19 protein-coding genes are annotated in these 18,584 nt (G+C 72.1%); 17 read left to right on the top strand and 2 right to left on the bottom strand.

The features are described from left to right. Positions 1–871 (bottom strand): GlxA family transcriptional regulator (locus SSOG_RS12070; RefSeq protein ID WP_009714499.1); only part of this gene is annotated, 871 nt, incomplete at its 3' end. A gap of 72 nt (positions 872–943) precedes the next feature. On the opposite strand from SSOG_RS12070, the gene SSOG_RS12065 reads away from it, so the two are divergent. The 8 genes from SSOG_RS12065 to SSOG_RS12035 all read left to right on the top strand — a co-directional run bounded on the left by SSOG_RS12065 (position 944) and on the right by SSOG_RS12035 (position 10,119). After that, positions 944–2,593, top strand: a complete 1,650-nt coding sequence (locus SSOG_RS12065) for an MFS transporter (protein ID WP_245606282.1) — start codon at positions 944–946, stop codon at positions 2,591–2,593. Positions 2,594–2,655: 62 nt separating this feature from the next. Further along, the gene (locus tag SSOG_RS12060) at positions 2,656–3,375 is read left to right on the top strand and encodes a Crp/Fnr family transcriptional regulator (protein ID WP_009714497.1); all 720 of its coding nucleotides are present in this window, start codon (positions 2,656–2,658) and stop codon (positions 3,373–3,375) included. A 260-nt stretch (positions 3,376–3,635) separates the two neighbouring features. Then, a complete protein-coding gene (locus tag SSOG_RS12055) occupies positions 3,636–5,810 on the top strand; it encodes a hypothetical protein (RefSeq protein WP_106516389.1) in 2,175 nt (724 codons plus the stop codon). A gap of 14 nt (positions 5,811–5,824) precedes the next feature. After that, positions 5,825–6,391, top strand: coding sequence for a hypothetical protein (locus tag SSOG_RS12050; RefSeq protein WP_078510290.1), 567 nt, complete (start codon positions 5,825–5,827; stop codon positions 6,389–6,391). 16 nt (positions 6,392–6,407) lie between these two features. After that, entirely contained in the window at positions 6,408–6,578 is a 171-nt protein-coding gene (locus SSOG_RS55900; RefSeq protein WP_245606281.1) for a hypothetical protein, read from the top strand. 103 nt (positions 6,579–6,681) lie between these two features. Further along, entirely contained in the window at positions 6,682–7,911 is a 1,230-nt protein-coding gene (locus SSOG_RS12045) for an arginine deiminase (protein ID WP_009714493.1), read from the top strand. Positions 7,912–8,046: 135 nt separating this feature from the next. Further along, on the top strand, positions 8,047–9,051 hold the full coding sequence (gene argF / locus SSOG_RS12040) for an ornithine carbamoyltransferase (protein ID WP_009714492.1): 1,005 nt from the start codon (positions 8,047–8,049) through the stop codon (positions 9,049–9,051). 99 nt (positions 9,052–9,150) lie between these two features. Next, on the top strand, positions 9,151–10,119 hold the full coding sequence (locus SSOG_RS12035; protein WP_009714491.1) for an Lrp/AsnC family transcriptional regulator: 969 nt from the start codon (positions 9,151–9,153) through the stop codon (positions 10,117–10,119). Between the two features lie 18 nt (positions 10,120–10,137). Here SSOG_RS12035 and SSOG_RS12030 read toward each other — a convergent pair whose 3' ends face one another. Continuing rightward, positions 10,138–10,920: an AfsR/SARP family transcriptional regulator gene (locus tag SSOG_RS12030; RefSeq protein ID WP_009714490.1), complete on the bottom strand. Its 783-nt coding sequence runs from the start codon at positions 10,918–10,920 to the stop codon at positions 10,138–10,140. 453 nt (positions 10,921–11,373) lie between these two features. On the opposite strand from SSOG_RS12030, the gene SSOG_RS12025 reads away from it, so the two are divergent. From SSOG_RS12025 to SSOG_RS11985, 9 genes are all read left to right on the top strand, one after another. After that, the gene (locus SSOG_RS12025; RefSeq protein ID WP_009714489.1) at positions 11,374–12,642 is read left to right on the top strand and encodes a beta-ketoacyl-[acyl-carrier-protein] synthase family protein; all 1,269 of its coding nucleotides are present in this window, start codon (positions 11,374–11,376) and stop codon (positions 12,640–12,642) included. Next, a complete protein-coding gene (locus SSOG_RS12020) occupies positions 12,639–13,880 on the top strand; it encodes a ketosynthase chain-length factor (protein WP_009714488.1) in 1,242 nt (413 codons plus the stop codon). The genes SSOG_RS12025 and SSOG_RS12020 overlap by 4 nt, the downstream gene beginning before the upstream one ends. Before the next feature lie 41 nt (positions 13,881–13,921). Continuing rightward, positions 13,922–14,182 (top strand): acyl carrier protein, encoded by a 261-nt coding sequence (locus SSOG_RS12015; RefSeq protein ID WP_009714487.1) that lies wholly within the window; start codon positions 13,922–13,924, stop codon positions 14,180–14,182. A gap of 2 nt (positions 14,183–14,184) precedes the next feature. Then, entirely contained in the window at positions 14,185–14,793 is a 609-nt protein-coding gene (locus tag SSOG_RS12010) for a malonic semialdehyde reductase (RefSeq protein ID WP_009714486.1), read from the top strand. Between the two features lie 55 nt (positions 14,794–14,848). Next, the gene (locus tag SSOG_RS12005) at positions 14,849–15,943 is read left to right on the top strand and encodes an acyl-CoA dehydrogenase family protein (RefSeq protein ID WP_039937305.1); all 1,095 of its coding nucleotides are present in this window, start codon (positions 14,849–14,851) and stop codon (positions 15,941–15,943) included. A 29-nt stretch (positions 15,944–15,972) separates the two neighbouring features. Next, positions 15,973–16,827, top strand: a complete 855-nt coding sequence (locus SSOG_RS12000; protein ID WP_039937304.1) for an aromatase/cyclase — start codon at positions 15,973–15,975, stop codon at positions 16,825–16,827. Continuing rightward, positions 16,824–17,576, top strand: coding sequence for a cyclase family protein (locus SSOG_RS11995; RefSeq protein WP_009714483.1), 753 nt, complete (start codon positions 16,824–16,826; stop codon positions 17,574–17,576). The genes SSOG_RS12000 and SSOG_RS11995 overlap by 4 nt, the downstream gene beginning before the upstream one ends. Before the next feature lie 153 nt (positions 17,577–17,729). After that, positions 17,730–18,077, top strand: coding sequence for a lipocalin-like domain-containing protein (locus SSOG_RS11990; RefSeq protein WP_009714482.1), 348 nt, complete (start codon positions 17,730–17,732; stop codon positions 18,075–18,077). Further along, the coding region (locus SSOG_RS11985; protein ID WP_039937303.1) for an FAD-dependent oxidoreductase at positions 18,055–18,584 on the top strand (530 nt) is incomplete at its 3' end. The genes SSOG_RS11990 and SSOG_RS11985, both read left to right, overlap by 23 nt.

Below are 18,584 nucleotides of genomic sequence, written 5' to 3'. Positions count from 1 at the left end.
GCTCCGCGATCCGTTCCACCGGCAGATCGCCGCCCTCCAGCAGCGCCCGGGCCCGCGCGATGCGCTGGCCCTGGAGCCAGCGCAGCGGTGTCGTGCCCGTGGCGGCGTGGAAGCGCCGCGCCAGGGTGCGCGGGCTGGTGTGGGCGCGGCGGGCGAGGTCGGCCAGAGTCAGCGGTTCGGCGAGGTGCTCGGTGGCCCAGTGCAGCAGCGGGGCGAGCGAATCGTCGGTGCGCTCGGGCAGCGGCGTCTCGATGTACTGGGCCTGGCCGCCGGGCCGGTGGGCGGGCGCCACGAGCTGCCGCGCCAGGGTGTTCGCCGCCTCGCTGCCGTAGTCCTCGCGCACCAGGTGCAGGCATACGTCGATGCACGCGGTCGAGCCCGCCCCGGTGAGGATGTCGCCGTGGTCGACGTACAGCACCGACGGGTCGAGGCGTACGGCCGGATAGCGCTCGGCGAACAGCGCCGCGTACATCCAGTGGGTGGCCGCCGTCCGGCCGTCGAGCAGTCCGGTCGCGGCGAGGCTGAACGCCCCCGAGCACAGCGACACGATGCGCGCGCCGTGCCCGTGGGCCTCGCGCAGGGCGTCGATCAGCTCACCTGGCGGGTCGCCGCGTACGTCGGCGGAGGCCGGGACGATCACCGTGTCGGCGTTGACCAGTTCGTCCGCCCCGTACGGGGTGTGTGCGGCGAACCAGGAGCGCGTGGCCACCGGGGCCCCGGCCCGCCCGCTCTCCGGGCCGATCGCGCAGACCCGCAAGTCGTACCAATCGTCGGGCAGTTCGGGACGGTCGGCGCCGAAGACATGGCAGGGGATGGCCAGATCGAAGATCGGCATGCCTTCGGTGACGGCGAGGGCTATCGAATGGCGCATGGCAAGAATGTAGCGCGTGCTGTCACTCTTGCCACTCGTGGTGGCGGGCCCCACCGCCGATGCTGGATGGGCATGACGATCCCTCCCACGAAACCGCCGGGGAGTGGTGCGCCCATTCCCGATGCGCCCGCTCCCGATGCGCCCGCTCCCGGTACGCCCACTCCTGGTGCGCCCACTCCCGACACGCCCCCGGACCCCGGGCGTTGGCTGATCCTCGCGGTCGCGTCGGCGGTCCAGTTCCTCGCCGTGCTCGACATGATCGCGGTCAATATCGCCTTTCCCGCGATCGGCGCGGACTTCCGCTCGGCCACCACCGCCGAGCTGTCCTGGGTGCTCAACGCTTACACCATCGTGCTCGCGGCGCTGCTGATCCCGGCCGGACGGCTGGCCGATGCGATCGGCGGCCGACGCTCGTTCCTGACCGGCATGGTGCTGTTCGGGCTGGCGTCGGTCGCCTGTGGGGCGGCCCCCGGGCTCGGCGCGCTCGTCGCGGCGCGCGTGGTGCAGGGCGTGGCGGCGGCCGTTCTGGTGCCGACCTCCCTCGCACTGGCGCTGCCCGCCTTCCCCGAGCGCGAGCGGCCGACGGCGGTCGGCGTGTGGACGGCGGTCAGTGCGGTCGCGGCCAGTTCGGGACCGGTGGCGGGCGGGCTGCTCGCCGCCTCCGACTGGCGGTGGATCTTCCTGATCAACGCGCCCGTGGTGCTGGCCGCCTGGGCGGCGGGGCTGCGGCTGCTGCCGCGCACCGGACCCGCGGGCGGTGAGCGCCGCCGCCTCGACCCGCTCGGCACCCTGCTGGTGCTCCTCGCCACCGGCGCCCTGACCACCGCCTGCGTCGAGGCCCCGGACTGGGGGTACGGCGCACCGGCCACCCTCGGCTTCCTGGCCGGGGGCGTGGCGACGGGCGGGCCGGCGGTCGCGCATATGCGCCGCCACCCGGACCCGGTGGTGGACCCGGCGCTGTTCCGGACCCGCGCCTTCACCGCGGCCACCCTCGGCCTGTTCAGCTATTTCCTCGCCTACGCCGCGTCGCTCCTCTCCTCGACCCTTCTGTTCACCGGCGCCTGGGGCTGGTCCACGGTCGGCGCGGGCCTGGCCATCACGCCCTGGCCGCTGGCGGTACTGGTGGTCTCGATCGTGTCGGGACGGCTCGTACGGGTCCTGGGGGAGCGGCGCGCGGCCACGCTCGGCGCGCTGTGCTTCGCCGCCGGGCCGGTGTGGTGGCTGCTGTGCGCGGGCGGCGGCAGTGGGCACTACGCCGTGGTGTTCATGCCGGGGCTGGTGCTCACCGGGATCGGCGCCGGGCTCTACCAGCCGGTCATGTTCGCCGCCGCCGGACTGCTTCCTGCCCGTCAGCTGTCCGTCGGCTCCGGCGTGCTGATGATGTCCCGGCAGGGCGGCCAGGCCCTGGGCGTGGCGGCGCTGGTCGCGATCACGGGTGGTGCCGCCCGGCCGGACCCGGAGGCGCTGCGCTGGGGCTGGGTCTTCGCCGCGGTGACCGCGGGGCTCGCCGCGCTCGCGGCGACGGCCCTGCGCGGCGAAGCGGACTCCGGCGCTCGCGGCGGCGGGGAGTCCCGTACGCGCGGCGGCGGGGACTCCGGTGCTCGCGGCGAAGCGGACTCCGGCGCGGGGCCCGCAGGGGTGTTCGAGCGGATTCCGCCGCAGGTCCGCCCGCGGACACCGGTTCCGTCCGGCCCCATTGACGTGCCCGTGCCACCTGCCTAGCGTGCTCGTCATCCCATCGGTTCTCCGCAACCTGACGAGCCACCAGTGAAGCGGGAGGGCGGATGAGTCTCTTCGAGGACGGTCGGCCCTTTCTGCACGCGCTCCCCGCCGACGACCGGCGTGCCCTGCTCGCGCTCGGCAGCCCGCGGACGTACGGCCCCTCCGAGGTCGTCCTGCGTGAACACGACCGCACCACCTTCGTCGTCGCGATCGTCTCCGGCTGGGCCACCGTCTCCGTGGAGACCGAGCGCGGGGTGCGGCTGATCCTGGCGCTGCGCGGCGCGGGCGAAGTCGTCGGCGACCAGGCCGCGGTGGACCACGGCTCGCGCAGTGCCACCGTCACCGCGCTCGGCCGGATGGAGGCGGTCGTGGTCTCCGGCGACCGGTTCCGCGCCTATCTGGCGGCGCGGCCGGTCGCCACCGTGCTGATCATGCGTCAGTTCAGTTCCCGGCTGCGCAGTTCCGACGGCGAACGGCGCTCCCTCGCCTCCGAGAAGGTGCTCCAGCGGCTGGCCGCCCGGCTGGTCGAGATCGCCGAACGCACCGGCCACCCCGGTCCCGGCGGGGCCATCGCCGTCGATCTGCCGCTGCCGCAGCACGACATCGCGGCCGCCGTCGGCTCGACCCGGGAGGCCGTCGCCAAGGCGCTGCGGCTGCTGCGCGACCAGGGCGTCGTACGGACCGCCTCGCGCCGCTTCGAGGTGCGGGACATCGGACTGCTGCGACTGCTGGCCGAGGGGCGCGCGACCGGGGAGCACATTCCGGCGCGCCCCTGCGAATGAGCGCGGGCGCGCACGCTCCGCGAATGCGCGCGACTGTGTAAACGGCTACAGCCCCCGTCCCGCCCCTGGCCCACCCTGGTGGTGGCACAGGTGAACGGGACCGTGTGCGACGGGGGTGCACACGGCCCAGCGCCTGGCACCGGAGAAGGGCGGCGGGGCGGATCGAGGGAGAGGTCCCGCCGCCCGCTTCGGACCTCCCTCCAGGGATGCCACCCCCGAGGACGTACGTACGGGGACCACGGCATGAAGGACGGCGGGCGATGAGCGGACCGGACGGCATCGACACCCCGGCGGACCCGGGCCCGCGGCGGCTGGACATCCCGAGGGGTGGCCCGCTGGACGGCGCGGGGGAGGCGGGCGGCGCCCGCACGGCGCGCGAGGCGCGCGCCCATCTGCGCCTCACCGACTGCCCACCGCGTCCGCCCGGGGCCGCGGATGAGCACCGTCCGCTCCCCGAAGGGCCGGTGGCCCGCGAGGAGTTGGCGCTGATACGCCGCGTCCACCGGCCCGCCCCCGGCCACGCCGCGATGCGGGAGCGGCTGCGCCACACCCACCTCCTCGCCCTGTGCGGCGAACCCGGCACCGGCCGCGCCTGCACGGGCCTCGCGCTCCTCGCCCAACTGACGGATCACGGAGGACCGGCGGACCTGACCGAACGGGCCGGGTCGGCGGGCGCCGCCGAGTGCGCCGAAGTAGCCGACTCGGCCGGGACCGCCGACTCGGCCGAACCCGCCGCACCAGCGGGCGGGCTCGTCATCCGACTCGGGCCCGGCGACCTCCCGGGCCTGTCCGCCGAGGACCTTCCCGCCGGACCGCAGATCGAGCGCGGTCACGGCTATCTCCTCGAACTGCCCGCCGACGAGACCGACCCCGGGCCGCTCCTGGACCGGCTGCGCGCCCGCTTCGCCGAGCGCGGGGCGTTCGGCGTCGTCCTGGTCGCGGGCGGCCCGGCCGCCGACCGGCTGCTGAGCGCCCGCCGCCACGCCGTACCGTACGAACCCCCGCCCGCCGCCGAGGTGCTGGACCACCAGCTGTCCGACCTGCTCGCGGACAAGCCCGCCGAGCTGCTGGACCTCGCCCGCGCCACCGCCGTCCGCCCCGATGTGGCCGATGCCCTGGGCCTGGACGAGCCGCGCCCCGGCGAGGCCGCCCGGTTCGCCCGGCACCTCGCCGCCCACGCCGAGGGGCGGCTGTCCCACGAAGGGCTGCTGGAGCGCTGCCGTGCCTTCGCCCCGGAGCAGGCCCGCGCGTGGTTCGACGGCGCGGGCCGCCCCGGAACCCTGCCCGCCGCGCTGCCCGCCCTGCGGACGGCCGCGCTGCGGATCGCGCTCGCCGTCTTCAACGGCTCCGCGCACAGCCTCACCTCCGAGGCCGCCGAGCTGCTGACCTGGGAGCTGGCCGTCACCGTCGACCCCCAGTACGCGCCCGGGCGCACGCTGTTCGCGGTCCGCCCCGGGGCCGGGCTCGCCGCGGCGCGCGCGGTGTGCTGCGACGGCGTGGAGGACCTGGGCGAGGCGTCGGTCCCGGTCCGCGCCGTCCGGTTCCAGGGGCGGCGGCTGGCGTCCGCGGTGCTGTACGAGGCATGGGACGGCCACCACAACGTCCGCGGCCCGATGGCCCGCTGGCTGCGCGCCCTGTGCGACGACCCGCGCCCCCAGGTGTGGGTGCGCGCGGCCGTCGCCGCGGGCGTGCTCTGCGCCCGTGACTATCTGTACGGCTTCGTCGAACTGCTGCTGCCGCTGGCCCGCGCCGACAGCCCGGTGCAGCGGATGGCGGCCGCCACGGCGCTCGCCGAGGCGGCGCGCGACGAGGGCGTACGGCCCGCCGTGGACGGCCTGTTGCGCGGCTGGGCGCTCGGCGACGACGCACGCGAGCGCGAGACGGCGGTCCTCGCCCACGGCTACGGCCTCGCGGCGGGTTCGGTCCGGGCGTCCCTGGAGGAGCTGGCCCGGCTGGCGTACGCCGACGACGGCCGGACCACCTCGTACAGCGTGCTGCGGCTGCTGGCCGGGACGGACCCGGAGGCCGTGCTCGCCGCGCTTGCCGCCTGGCTGCACGACACCCGGCGGCCGCGCCGGGACCTCGCGCTGCTGACGGTGCTGCGCGCCGTCACCACCCGTACCTCGCATCTGTGGGGGCTCGGCGAGGTGCCGGAGCTGGAGCCGTACGCCGCCTGGCCGCTGGCCACCGCGCTGCTGGCCGCCCGCCCGGGCAGCGCACCGCGGTTCGCCGAACTGCTGCGGGCCGCCCTGACCTGGGCCCGCTCGGCGGCCGCGGCCGAGGACGCGCTGGTCGGCTGGATCCGGCGGGCCGCCCGCGACGACCGCCAGCTGGCGGTGTTGTACGGCTTCCTGCCCCGGCTGGCGCACGACGGTGACGAACCGCTCGACGTACGGGCGGCCACCCGGATCCGGGAGGTGCTGGAAGCGCTGTGAGGAGAGGGACGTCGATGGTGAAGGACACGGACTGCACGCGGGACACGGAGCAGACGCCGAACACACAGACCCCACAGAACACCCCGGTGGGCGCCGTACGCACCCTCCGCACCCTGCGCGAGGCGTTGCGCCACGGCGGCGACGCCCTGCCCGCGGCGCTGCGCGAGGCCGACGACGGGCTGCTGCTGAGCACGCTCGACGCGGGGCTGCCCGCCGACCGGGCCACCCGCGTCGTCGTCGAGCTGGTGCGCCGCGCGCCCGAGCGCGGGCCACGGCTCGCCGACGCGGTCTGCGAGAAGGTGCTGATCGCCCACTTCTACCTCGATCAGCCGGGCGGCAGCGGCCGCCTCCGGGTGCGCAACGCGCTGATGCTGTACGAGGGCCTGGTGCGCCCGTACGCGGACCGGGGCGCTCGTCCCCGAGCTGATGGCGTGCGTGCTGCCCGGGCTGTGGGCGGCGGGCGCCGGCGCGGGGCGCGAGGTGGTGCGCCGTATCGTCGCCACCCGGCAGGTCACCGGCTTCGGGGAGAAGGGCTGGAAGGCGCTGTTCGGGGGCCTGGCCGAGGAGTGCCGGGAGCATGAGGAGTGCCGGGAGCGAGTGGAGGCCGTCTCCCGCGGCGCCCGGCGGCCCGTGCGGTGGCCCGCCCGCCGCCGCGGCACCGAGGACGGCGGCCGTATCGATCTTCAGCCCGGTCAGCTGTGGGTCTCGGCCCTGCTGGGTTTCCTGGCCGTGGCCCTGGTCCTGATCGTCATCCTGGCCGCGGCCTGATCCCAGCACTGCTCGGCCAGGCCGTGGCCCGGACAGGGGCCCTTGGTCACGACTTGTGTCGCGGGTCATCCGCAGCGGGCCCGAAGCGGCGAAGATGGGAATCATGGGATTCCATGTGGACTCGGAGGCCGGGCGGCTGCGCCGCGTCATTCTGCACCGTCCCGACTTGGAGCTGAAGCGGCTCACCCCCACCAACCGGGACGCGCTCCTCTTCGACGACGTCCTGTGGGTGCGCCGGGCCCGTCAGGAGCACGACGGATTCGCGGACGTGCTGCGCGACCGGGGCGTCGAGGTCCATCTGTTCGGCGACCTGCTGGCCGAGAGCCTGGCCCTGCCCAAGGCGCGGGACCTGGTGCTGGACCGGGTCTTCGACGAGAAGGAGTACGGCCCGCTGGCCACCGACCGGCTGCGCGCGGCCTTCGACGAGCTGACCGCCCCGGAGCTGACGGAGGCGCTGATCGGCGGTATGACGAAGCGCGAGTATCTGGCCCGGTTCGCGGAGCCGGTGTCCATCCGCTTCCACGCCATGGAGCCGGACGACTTCCTGGTGAACCCGCTGCCCAACCACCTGTTCACCCGGGATGCCTCCGCCTGGGTGTACGACGGGGTGGCCATCAACGCGATGCGCTGGCCCGCCCGCTGGCACGAGACGGTGCACTACGAGGCCGTCTACCGCCACCACCCCCTCTTCGCCGACGAGGACTTCCACGTCTGGTCGGAGGGGCAGGCCGCGTATCCCTCGACCATCGAGGGCGGCGACGTCCTGGTGATCGGCAAGGGCGCGGTGCTGATCGGGATGAGCGAGCGGACCACTCCGCAGGCGGTGGAGATGCTGGCGCACCGGCTCTTCGAGGCCGGTTCCGCCCGTACGATCGTGGCGCTCGACATGCCCAAGGGGCGCGCCTTCATGCACCTCGACACGGTGATGACGATGGTCGACGGGGACACCTTCACCCAGTACGCGGGGCTCGGGATGCTCCGCTCGTACACCATCGAGCCGGGCGCGGGCAGCCGGGAGCTGAAGGTCACCGACCATCCGCCGGAGCATATGCACCGGGCCATAGCAGCGGCCCTCGGCCTGGACGCCATCCGGGTGCTCACCGCCACCCAGGACGTGCACGCGGCGGAGCGCGAGCAGTGGGACGACGGCTGCAATGTGCTCGCGGTCGAGCCGGGTGTGGTGGTCGCCTACGAGCGGAACGCGACGACGAACACGTTCCTGCGCAAGCGCGGCATCGAGGTCATCGACATCCCGGGCAGTGAACTGGGCCGCGGCCGGGGTGGGCCGCGCTGCATGAGCTGCCCGGTCGAGCGGGACGCCGTGCAGTCGTAACGGAGGGGTTACCACCGGGCCTCCGTATATATACAGTGTCTCGTATATACTTCCAGGGCTCGACCTTGCTTGCCCCCGTTCGACCTGCCCGACCCGCTACACCCGCTCGACCGCCGCGACCTAGGAGCCCACCCCATGGCGATTGACCTCACCGGCCGCCACTTCCTCAAGGAGCTGGACTTCACCGCAGAGGAGTTCCGGCACCTGGTCGACCTGTCGGCCGAGCTGAAGGCGGCCAAGCGCGCGGGCACCGAGACGCGCCGGCTCCAGGGCAGGAACATCGCCCTGATCTTCGAGAAGACCTCCACCCGCACCCGCTGCGCCTTCGAGGTCGCCGCCGCCGACCAGGGCGGCTCGACCACGTACCTCGACCCGACCGGCTCGCAGATCGGCCACAAGGAGTCGGTCAAGGACACGGCGCGGGTGCTCGGCCGGATGTACGACGCGATCGAGTACCGCGGACACGGCCAGGGCGTCGTCGAGGCGCTGGCCACCCACGCCGGGGTGCCGGTCTACAACGGTCTCACCGACGAGTGGCACCCCACCCAGATGCTCGCCGACGTCCTCACCATGGCCGAGCACAGCGAGAAGCCGCTGGACCGGATCGCCTACGCCTACCTCGGCGACGCCCGGTACAACATGGGCAACTCCTACCTCGTCACCGGCGCCCTGCTGGGCATGGACGTGCGGATCGTCGCGCCCAAGCTGCTCTGGCCGGACAACACCATCGTGGAGCTGGCCCGCCAGATGGCCGCGGCCTCCGGCGCCCGGATCACGCTCACCGAGGACGTCTCCGAGGGCGTGCGCGGCGCGGACTTCATCGCCACCGACGTATGGGTGTCGATGGGGGAGCCCAAGGAGGTGTGGGACGAGCGGATAGCCCTGCTGGGGCCGTACGCGGTGACGATGGACGTGCTGCGGGCCACCGGCAACGACGCCGTGAAGTTCATGCACTGCCTCCCGGCCTTCCACGACCTGGGCACCGATGTGGGCCGGGAGATCTACGAGCGGCACGGGCTGACCGAGCTGGAGGTCACCGAGGAGGTCTTCGAATCGGAGCACTCGGTCGTCTTCGACGAGGCGGAGAACCGGATGCACACGATCAAGGCCGTGCTGGTCGCGACACTCGGCGCGTCCTGACCGCGCGCGGACACCGCCCGGACCGCCGCCGGTTGTGTTGTTTCCGACATATCATCGGCAGCCGGGTGGACGGCATACGGACGGTGTTAGCGTTGCATAGTGGATGATCTTGAGAGGCGCCTCCTCCATGCCCTGAAGATCGATGGCAGGGTTTCCTTCAGCAGACTGGCCAAGGTGCTCGGCGTGTCGGACCAGACCGTCGCACGCCGTTACCGCAAATTACAGACAGAGGTGTCGCTGCGGGTGATAGCCCGCTCCGACGCCCGGTTGCTGGGAACGTACGAGTGGTTCGTGCGGATGAAGGGCGGGTCCGTCGCGGTGTCGCGCACCGCGTCCCTGCTGGCCCAGCGGCCCGAGACCTCGTGGGTGAGCCTGGTGTCCGGCGGGCTGGAGGTCGTCTGCCTGGTCCGGTCGACCGACGCCCGCGGCGAACAGCAGGCGCTCCTGCGTCACCTCGGCGAGCCGCCTCAGGCGGGGCAGGTCGCCGCGTACGACGTCCTGCACACCTTCCTGGGCGAGCGCAGACTCTGGCCGGGTCTGAAGAGCGATCTCGACGACGAGCAGATCAAGCAGTTGACCGCCGGGCTTCCGGAGCCCGTCGGCGCGGAAGACCTCAGGATCACCGACAGCGACAAGGCGTTGATCGAGGCGCTGGGCGAGGACGGCCGCACCCCCCTCCAGGAACTCGCGCTGGTGACGGACTCGGCCGAGAACACCGTGCGGCGCCGACTGGAACATCTGCGCGCCTGCGGGGCGCTCTATTTCGACCTCGACGTCGACTATCACCTCCTGGGTTTCGACGCCCTCGCGCTGCTGTGGCTCGCGGTGCGGCCGCAGTGCCTGGTGCCGGTGGCCGAGGCGGTGGCCCGCCATCCCGAGGTGTCGTTCGTCGCGGCGACGACCGGGGGTGCGAATCTGCTGGCCTCGGTCATCTGCCGCGACAACTCGCACCTGTTCGACTACCTCGCGCACCAAGTGGGCGAAATGGAGGGGGTCCTGTACGTCGAGGTCGCACCCATCTTGCACATCGTCAAACGGGTCGTCGCCCCGGCCGGGGTCACGGTCTGACCTTCCGGGAAGGTCGGGTCATCGCGCCAACTCCAGTGAACCGTCACTGGCGAGGATCTCCTGTAGGAGTCTTTGCACCGACGCGGACGGCTCCACCCCGAGTTCCCTGACCATGGCCCGGCGCAGGTCGTGGTAGACCTGTAGGGCCCGGCCGCGGTGCCCGCTGCGGTACTGGGCCAGCATGAACTTCGCGTGCAGGCCCTCCTCGAACGGATGGGCCTCCACCAGGCCCGCCAGCTCGGCGAGTGAGACATGGTGCAGCCCTAAGCGTAACTGGGCGTCGAGCCGGCGTTCTTTCGCCGAAAGCTGCGACTGGCGCAAGGACGCGGCTTCCGCCCGCAGCAGCGGGCCGTGTTCCACATCGGCGATCGCCTCGCCCCGCCAGAGCGATTCCGCGCGGCGCCAGGCGTCCACGGCCTCCGCGTCCATTCCGTTGGCGGCGGCCGCCTCGGCCATCGCGATCCATTTCCGGTACTCGTGCAGGTCCAGCGAGCCTTCCGGAATGTTCAGCCCGTAGCTGGTTCCACTCGTCCGGAGAAGGCGCTTGCTCACCTCGGCCGGTGAGGTGCCGAGCCCGCGGGCCAATAGTTTCCGGATTTGCACGATGTAGGTCTGGACAGTCGTGACGGCGCTCTTGGGCGGCTCGATGGGCCATAGCTCACGAATGAGCGAAGAAATCGAAACGAAATAAGAGTCGTTGAGCAGGAGAAGTGCCAGGATCTGTCTGACCTTGTGCGCCGGTGGTTTGACGTTCATCCGTTCAAAAGAGACGTGTATCGGCCCCAGGACAGAGAACTTCATGACTCCCCGTTCGCATGATTCGCACCCTTAGACGGCGTCCACATTCTGGCCCACGGTGATGTGTATCCGTCAAGCAAGCCCATGGTTACTTTGCGTGCACTTGGGCATGCTTTACCTTTCTTTACGCAATATTTCGGCGGGCCGTGTCAAGGGGGTAAATCCGGTCGCGCCGGATTCTGGCGCAGTGTCGATCGGCCGCAGCGGGGTCAAATGCTTTTCGACTCGGCCGGACTTTGTGAAGAGCTTTCTCGACACCCCGGCGGCGCCGATGCCTGATCTTCGACGGGCCACGCCGCGGCCGCGGCGTGGCCCGCCAGGCCCGTCCCGCCTCCTTGTCCGAGGCGCTGCTCAGACTTGACCGGCATTCAAGGCGGGCGTCGGAGGGTCGGCAGGCAATCTCGGCTTGCGGTCGAAAGGAGCTCAACGAATGCTTTGCACGACAGGACGACGGCGGTGAACCGCCGGGCCGTCATCACGGGGATCGGTGTGCGCGCACCGGGCGGGCACTGCACCAAGGACTTCTGGGAGCTGCTGTCCGCCGGCCGCACGGCCACCAGGAGCATCACCTTCTTCGACGCCTCACCCTTCCGCTCCCGGGTGGCGGGGGAAGTCGACTTCGACGCCGGGGCGGAGGGGCTGAGCCCGCGGGAGATCCGCAGGATGGACCGGGCGACGCAATTCGCCGTCGTCTGCGCCCGGGACGCCCTCGCCGACAGCGGACTGATGCCCGGAGAGCCGGACCCACGCCGGGTCGCGGCCGTCCTGGGCAGCGCCGTTGCCTCGGCCACGAGCCTGGAGAACGAATACCTCGTCATGTCGGACGCCGGCGCACACTGGCTGGCCGACCCCGGCTATCTCTCCCCGCACATGTTCGACTACCTCAGCCCTGGTGTCATGCCCGCCGAGGTCGCCTGGACGGCCGGTGCGGAGGGGCCGGTGACCATGATCTCCGACGGCTGTACGTCGGGTCTGGACGCCGTCGGGCACGGGGCGCAGCTCATCCGGGAAGGCGCCGCCGACATGGTGGTCGCGGGCGCCGCGGACGCTCCGGTCACCCCCATCGTGGCCGCCTGTTTCGATGCCATCAAGGCGACCACCCCGCGTAACGACGACCCCGCGTCCGCCTCCCGCCCCTTCGACGGATCGCGCAACGGGTTCGTCCTTGCCGAGGGCGCCGCGATGTTCGTCCTGGAGGAGTACGGGGCCGCCAGGAAGCGCGGCGCGCATGTGTACGCCGAAGTCGGCGGCTTCGCGACACGCTGCAACGCGTATCACATGACCGGTCTCAAGAAGGACGGCCGGGAAATGGCGGAAGCCATTCGGGCCGCCCTCGACGAGGCCCGCATCGATGCCACGGCCATCGACTACATCAACGCCCACGGCTCGGGCACCAAACAGAACGACCGCCATGAGACGGCGGCATTCAAACGCGCCCTCGGACACCATGCGTATGACGTCCCGGTCAGCTCCATCAAGTCCATGGTCGGACATTCGCTCGGCGCGATCGGTTCCATCGAGATCGCCGCCTCGGCGCTCGCCATCGAGCACCATGTGGTACCGCCGACCGCCAATCTCCACACCCCCGACCCCGAATGCGATTTGGACTATGCGCCGATCACGGCGCGGGAACAGCGGGTCGACACCGTACTGTCGGTGGGCAGCGGTTTCGGTGGATTCCAGAGCGCCATGGTGCTCCACCGTCCGGAGGTGGTTTCCAGATGAACGTCCGGACGACACCGGCGGACCATCCCGTGATCACCGGGCTGGCCGTGGCGTCTCCCATCGGCCTCGGCGTCGAGGAGTTCTGGAGTTCGGTGCTCGGCGGGGACAGCGGAATCACCGAGCTCGACCGGTTCGACGCATCCGGATACCCGGCCCGGCTCGCGGGCCAGATCCGTGACTTCGACGCGGGCGCACACCTGCCCAGCCGGATTCTCCCGCAGACAGATGTCTCGACGCGATACGCCCTGGCGGCGGCGGAGTGGGCCCTGGCCGATGCCGCCGTCACCCCGGAAACCCTGCCCGACTACGCCATGGGCGTGGTGACGGCCAACGCCCTGGGCGGATTCGAATTCACCCACCGTGAATTCCAGAAGCTTTGGTCCCAGGGGCCCGAATTCGTCTCCGTCTATGAGTCCTTCGCCTGGTTCTACGCCGTCAACACCGGGCAGATCTCGATCCGCCACGCCATGCGAGGGCCGAGCGCCGCGCTGGTCGCCGAACAGGCCGGCGGCCTGGACGCCCTCGGCCACGCCCGCCGGACCGTGCGTCGGGGGACCGCGCTCGTCCTCAGCGGTGGTGTCGATTCGGCCCTGGACCCCTGGGGCTGGGCCTCGCAGCTGGCAGGCGGGCGGGTCAGCCGCGTAGCGGACCCCGCACGTGCCTACCTCCCGTTCGACGCGGCGGCCTGCGGATACGTCCCCGGGGAGGGCGGCGCGCTCCTCGTCGTGGAGGACGCGGAAGGGGCACACCGGCGCGGCGCTCCGCAGATCTACGCGGAGATCGCCGGTCATGCCTCGTCCTTCGACCCGCCTCCCGGCTCCGACCGCCCGCCGGGCCTGCGCCGCGCCGTCGAACTCGCCCTCGCCGATGCGGGAGCGGCACCGGGCGACGTCGACGTGGTGTTCGCCGACGCCTCCGGACTACCCGAACTCGACCGTGCCGAAGCGGCCGCCCTCACCGCCGTCTTCGGCCCCCGCGCGGTACCGGTCACCGCCCCCAAGACGCTGACCGGCCGCATGTACGCGGGCGGCGGCCCCACCGACGTGGTCGCCGCCGTCCTGGCCATCCGCGACCACGTGGTGCCCGCCACCGCGGGCACCCGGAACGTCCCCGAGGAGTACGAGCTGGACCTCGTCCTCGGCGACGCCCGGGAGAGGCCCGTCGACACCGCACTCGTCCTGGCCCGCGGGCGGTGGGGGTTCAACTCCGCCCTCGTGGTGCGCAGGCACCCGAACTGACCGCGTACGACACCCTGTCGTCCTCACTCAGGATATTTTTCATGGCCCCTCTCAACCTCGACGACCTGCGCCGCATCCTCGTCAGCTGCGCGGGCGACAACGACGGTGTCGACCTCGACGGCGACATCATCGACCGCTCCTTCGAAGACCTCGGCTATGACTCACTGGCCCTCCTGGAGACCGCCGCCTGCATCGAGCGGGAGTACGGGATCGACCTCGCCGACGAGGACATGGCCGGGATGCAGACGCCGCGCGCCCTGCTGGAGACCGTCAACGGCGCTGTGTCGGCAGGAGCCTCCTGACCGTGAGCGAGACCGTCCTCGATCACCTCGCGCTCGGTCAGGAGGCGCGTCACCTGCTGTTCCTGAGCGCCCGGACCGCGAATTCGTTTTCCGGCGCGCCGGTCGGGGACGAGCAGGTGCGGGCCATCTACGAACTCGTCAAGTACGCCCCGACATCGATGAACCAGCAGCCGCTGCGCATCGTGCTGCTCCGGTCCCCGGACGCGCGCGGCCGGCTCGTCGCGCACCTCGCTCCGGCGAACAGGGCGAAGAGCGAGGCGGCCCCGCTGATCGCCCTGCTGGCGGCAGACCTGAACTTCCACGACCGGCTTCCCGACGTCTTCCCGCACGCGCCCGCGGCGCGGGAGACCTACGCGGACCGCGCCGTCCGGGAACGGTCCGCGGTGTTCAACGCGACGCTTCAGCTCGGCTATTTCATCATCGGCGTCCGGGCGGCCGGTCTGTGCGCCGGCCCGATCGTCGGGTACGACGAGGCCGGAATCAACGCGACCTTCTTCCCGGACGGCGGCCGGTGCGCCATCGCGGTCGTCAACATCGGGCTCCCCGGCCCGGACCCCTGGTGCCAGAGGCTGCCGCGGCTGCCCTACGAGGACGTGGTGAGCGTGGCCTGAGGCCCGGACCCGGACGACGCCCCCCCGGATGCCCCCAATCGACAGGAGAGCATGGATGCTGCTGGATGTCGGGACACTGAGCACCGTCGCGGCCGAATTCGCCGCCGCGTCCGACGCCAACCGGGTGCTGTCTCCCGAAGTGGCGGAGCAGCTGGTGAAGTCGGGCTTCGCCCGCTACTTCGTACCGGCGGCCAACGGCGGTACGGAGGGGTCGTTCTCGGAGCTGGTCCGGGCCCTGTACGAGACCAGCCAGGCATGCGCCTCGGCGGCCTGGTGCGGACTGATCTACGCGACGTCCGGGCGCATGGCCGCGTTCCTTCCCGAGGGCGGCCGGGCCGCGGTGTGGCGCACCGGTGCCGACCGGCCCATCGCCGCCGCGTTGGCACCCGCCGGTACCGCGGTCCCGGCCCGCGGGGGGTGGCGGCTCAGCGGCGAGTGGGGCTTCCTCAGCGCGGTGGATCACGCCGACTGGGTACTGCTCTGCGTGCCGGATCCCTCGTCCGGGGCGGCGGACCCGTGGTTCATGGCGCTGCCCCGAGCCGACTTCACCGTCCGGGACACCTGGTTCACCGCCGGAATGCGCGGCACCGGCAGCAATACCGCGACGGTGCGGGAGGCGTTCGTACCGGCCGACCGCGCGTACCGGCGCACCGAACTGGCGACGGGCTCGGGCGAGGCCCCGGCCGCCGCCTGCCACCGGGTCCCGCTGCTCTCCGTGGCAGGGCTTCCGTTCGCCGCCGTCGTCGCGGGCATCGCCCGCGGGGCGCTCGACGAGTGGACGGCGTGGACCGGCACCCGCCCGGCCCGGGAGAGCGACACCACACGGCTGCTGTTCGCCCGGGCGGCCGCGGAGACCGACGCGGCCTGGCTGCTGGTCGAACGGGCGGCACGCGTGGCCGACGACCCCGAGCTGGCGCGCGGCCACGCGACCAGGAACGCCCGCGACACGAGCCACGCCGCCCAGCTCGCCAGGGCCGTCGTCAGCCGGCTGTTCGAGAGTGCGGGCAGCGCGGCGCAAGCGGAGACGAACCGATTGCAACGGTTCTGGCGCGATGCGCATGCCGCGGCGTCCCACGCGGCCGTGCGCTTCGAACACCACGGAATCGCGTACGCCCGCGGCGTGTGGGACGGCACCGCGGCCGACCGCTGAGACATCCCCGGCACACGACGGAGACGAATATGATCATCCATACCCTCATCTACCGGTTCGCGGAGTCGGTGACGGAGCGGCAGAAGGAGCAGTTCTTCACGGAACTGCGGCAGATCGCGCTCGACTCGGGGCTGATCTCCCACTTCGGTCACGGCCCGCACCACCGGCTCGCGGTGGACGAGACGGCCCGGGGCATGACCGCCGACGCCGTCGCCCAATTCGCCTGCCAGGACCTCGAGACGCTGCGCACCTTCTCCGAACTCCCGCACGTCCACGCGTTCATCTCCCGCTGGCGGGCCGCGATGCCGTACGAGGCCGCCTACGCGAACCACGAAGATCTGCTCGGTCTGAGCGCCCCGGGCACCCTCGCAACCTTCGGGAAAGGACATGCCATGCATCACACCGAACACACCGTGACCGTCGACGCGCCAGCCGAGGTGGTCTGGAAGGTCCTCGTCGACGTGGAGGGCTATGCCCGCATCTTCCCGCCCACGCAGGAGGTGGTCATGCTGGAGGAATCCCCGCAGCACCAGATCGCCAGGCTCACCGTCGACGTCAACGGTGAGATCCAGTCCTGGGTGTCGCGGCGCGACATCGACAGCACGCGGAAGGTGATCGCGTACCGGCAGCTGGAGAATGCCCCGATGATGGGCTACATGGGCGGCGAGTGGCGTGCTCTGGCCATCGACGACACGACCACCCAGCTCGTCCTCACCCACGACTTCAAGCCCCGCGACCCCGTGGACGGGAAGGTGGCGGGCAAGTTCACCTACGCCGAGGCGGACGAGATGATCAAGGCCGCCGTGGAACGCAACAGCGTGGCCGACCTCGGCGCGGTCAAGGAGCAGGCGGAGAAGACGGCCGTCGAGGGGGCGTCGGCGTGACCCGTCTCGTCGACCTGAGCGTGGTCACCCGGGACACCCCGAGCGAGGCGACCGATGTCACGGTCGACCTGCTGGACCACCGCACCGGGGCCACCGTGCTCGGACTCTCGCCGGAGGACTTCCCGGACGGGATGGCGATCTCCAACGAGACGGTGACCCTGACCACCCACACCGGCACCCATATGGATGCCCCGCTGCACTACGGTCCGATGAGCGGCGGCCGTCCCGCGAAGAGCATCGACGAGGTGCCGCTGGAGTGGTGTTACGGCCCGGGGATACGGCTGGACGTACGGCACGTACCCCCCGGCGAGGGCATCACCGTCGCGCATCTGCGGCAGGCACTGGACGCGATCCCCCACCAGCTTGCGCCCGGCGACATCGTGATGCTGTGGACCGGAGCCGACGCGCTGTGGGGCAGCGCGGACTACCTGACGAAGTATCCGGGCCTCACCGGCGAGGGGACGGCCTTCCTGGTGGAGTCCGGCATCCGGGCCATCGGCATCGACGCCTGGGGTCTGGACCGGCCGATGGAGTCCATGATCGAGGAATACCGGCGCACCGGTGACAACGCGGTGCTGTGGCCCGCCCACATCTACGGCCGCACCCGTGAGTACCTGCAACTGGAGAAGGTGGCCAACCTCGGTGCGCTGCCCGGCGCCACCGGCTTCACCGTGGCGTGCTTCCCGGTGGCGGTCGGGGGCGCGGGCGCGGGGTGGACCCGCGTGGTCGGGATCCTCGATGGGCCCTGACGGCCGCACCGCGAGGGCCGGGACCGGGACCGGCGCGGCGATCGCCGCCCGGGACCTGGTCGGCACCTGGGACCTGGTCGCGTTCCACGAGACCGACGCGTCGGGGCGCGGCGGTGGGCGAGGGGCCGCTCGGCCCCGGCCCCCCGCGGGCAGTTGAGCTACCTGTCCGACGGCCGGGTGTCGGTGCACATGATGCGAGCCCCGGGTACCGGCGCGGGCCCCTCCCCCGCGGCGCCCTACATGGGCTACTGCGGCACCTGGCGGCTCGTCGCGGACGAGTCCACCGTCGTCCACCGGATCGAGATCACCCCGCGGGCGGACTGGATCGGCACCGAACAGGAGCGCCGGGCGGCACTGGACGGTGACCGGCTGACGCTCTACGCGAGCACGCGCATCCGGGGCGTGCCGCACCACCGTGTGCTCGTGTGGCGGCGTGCCGAGCCCCGGGGGACACCCACCGAGTCGAGAGGTTCCGTACATGGCCGGCAGCAGGCTGAATGACGAGTACATTCCGGTAGTGGTCGCGGGAGCGGGCCCGGTGGGACTGATGGCGGCCTGTGTCCTGGGCCTCGCCGGGATCGAGACCGTGGTCCTGGAACAGCGGACCGAACCGGACCGCGTCCTGAAGGCGGGCTCGATCGGGCCCCTGGCGATCGAGGCCCTGGAACGGCTCGGGCTGCGTGACGAACTGCTCGCGGCCGAGCGGGAGACGATGGCCGGTTACGCGGAGATGGACGCCCGGACCGACGGCGCGCCGGACGCGCTCGCCAAGGCGCAGCGTGAGCACTTCGCCGGGCTGGAGAAGATCGAAGCGTCCAGGCGGTCCGAGCCGGGGCGGCGCAGGATGCGGGTGCCGCAGCCGGTGCTGGTGGAGATCCTGCGGCGCAAGGCCGAGAGCGTCGGCGTCACGCTGCGCTCCGGTCACGCGGTGACCGGATTGCGGCAGGACGAGGACGGCGTCACCGTGCTGGCCGGTACGCCGGACGGGCACCGGGAGTTCCGGGCGCG

Origin of the sequence: Streptomyces himastatinicus ATCC 53653, assembly GCF_000158915.1 — a bacterium.
GTDB classification, from domain to species: domain Bacteria; phylum Actinomycetota; class Actinomycetes; order Streptomycetales; family Streptomycetaceae; genus Streptomyces; species Streptomyces himastatinicus.
This window is presented reverse-complemented; position numbering and strand designations above follow the sequence as displayed.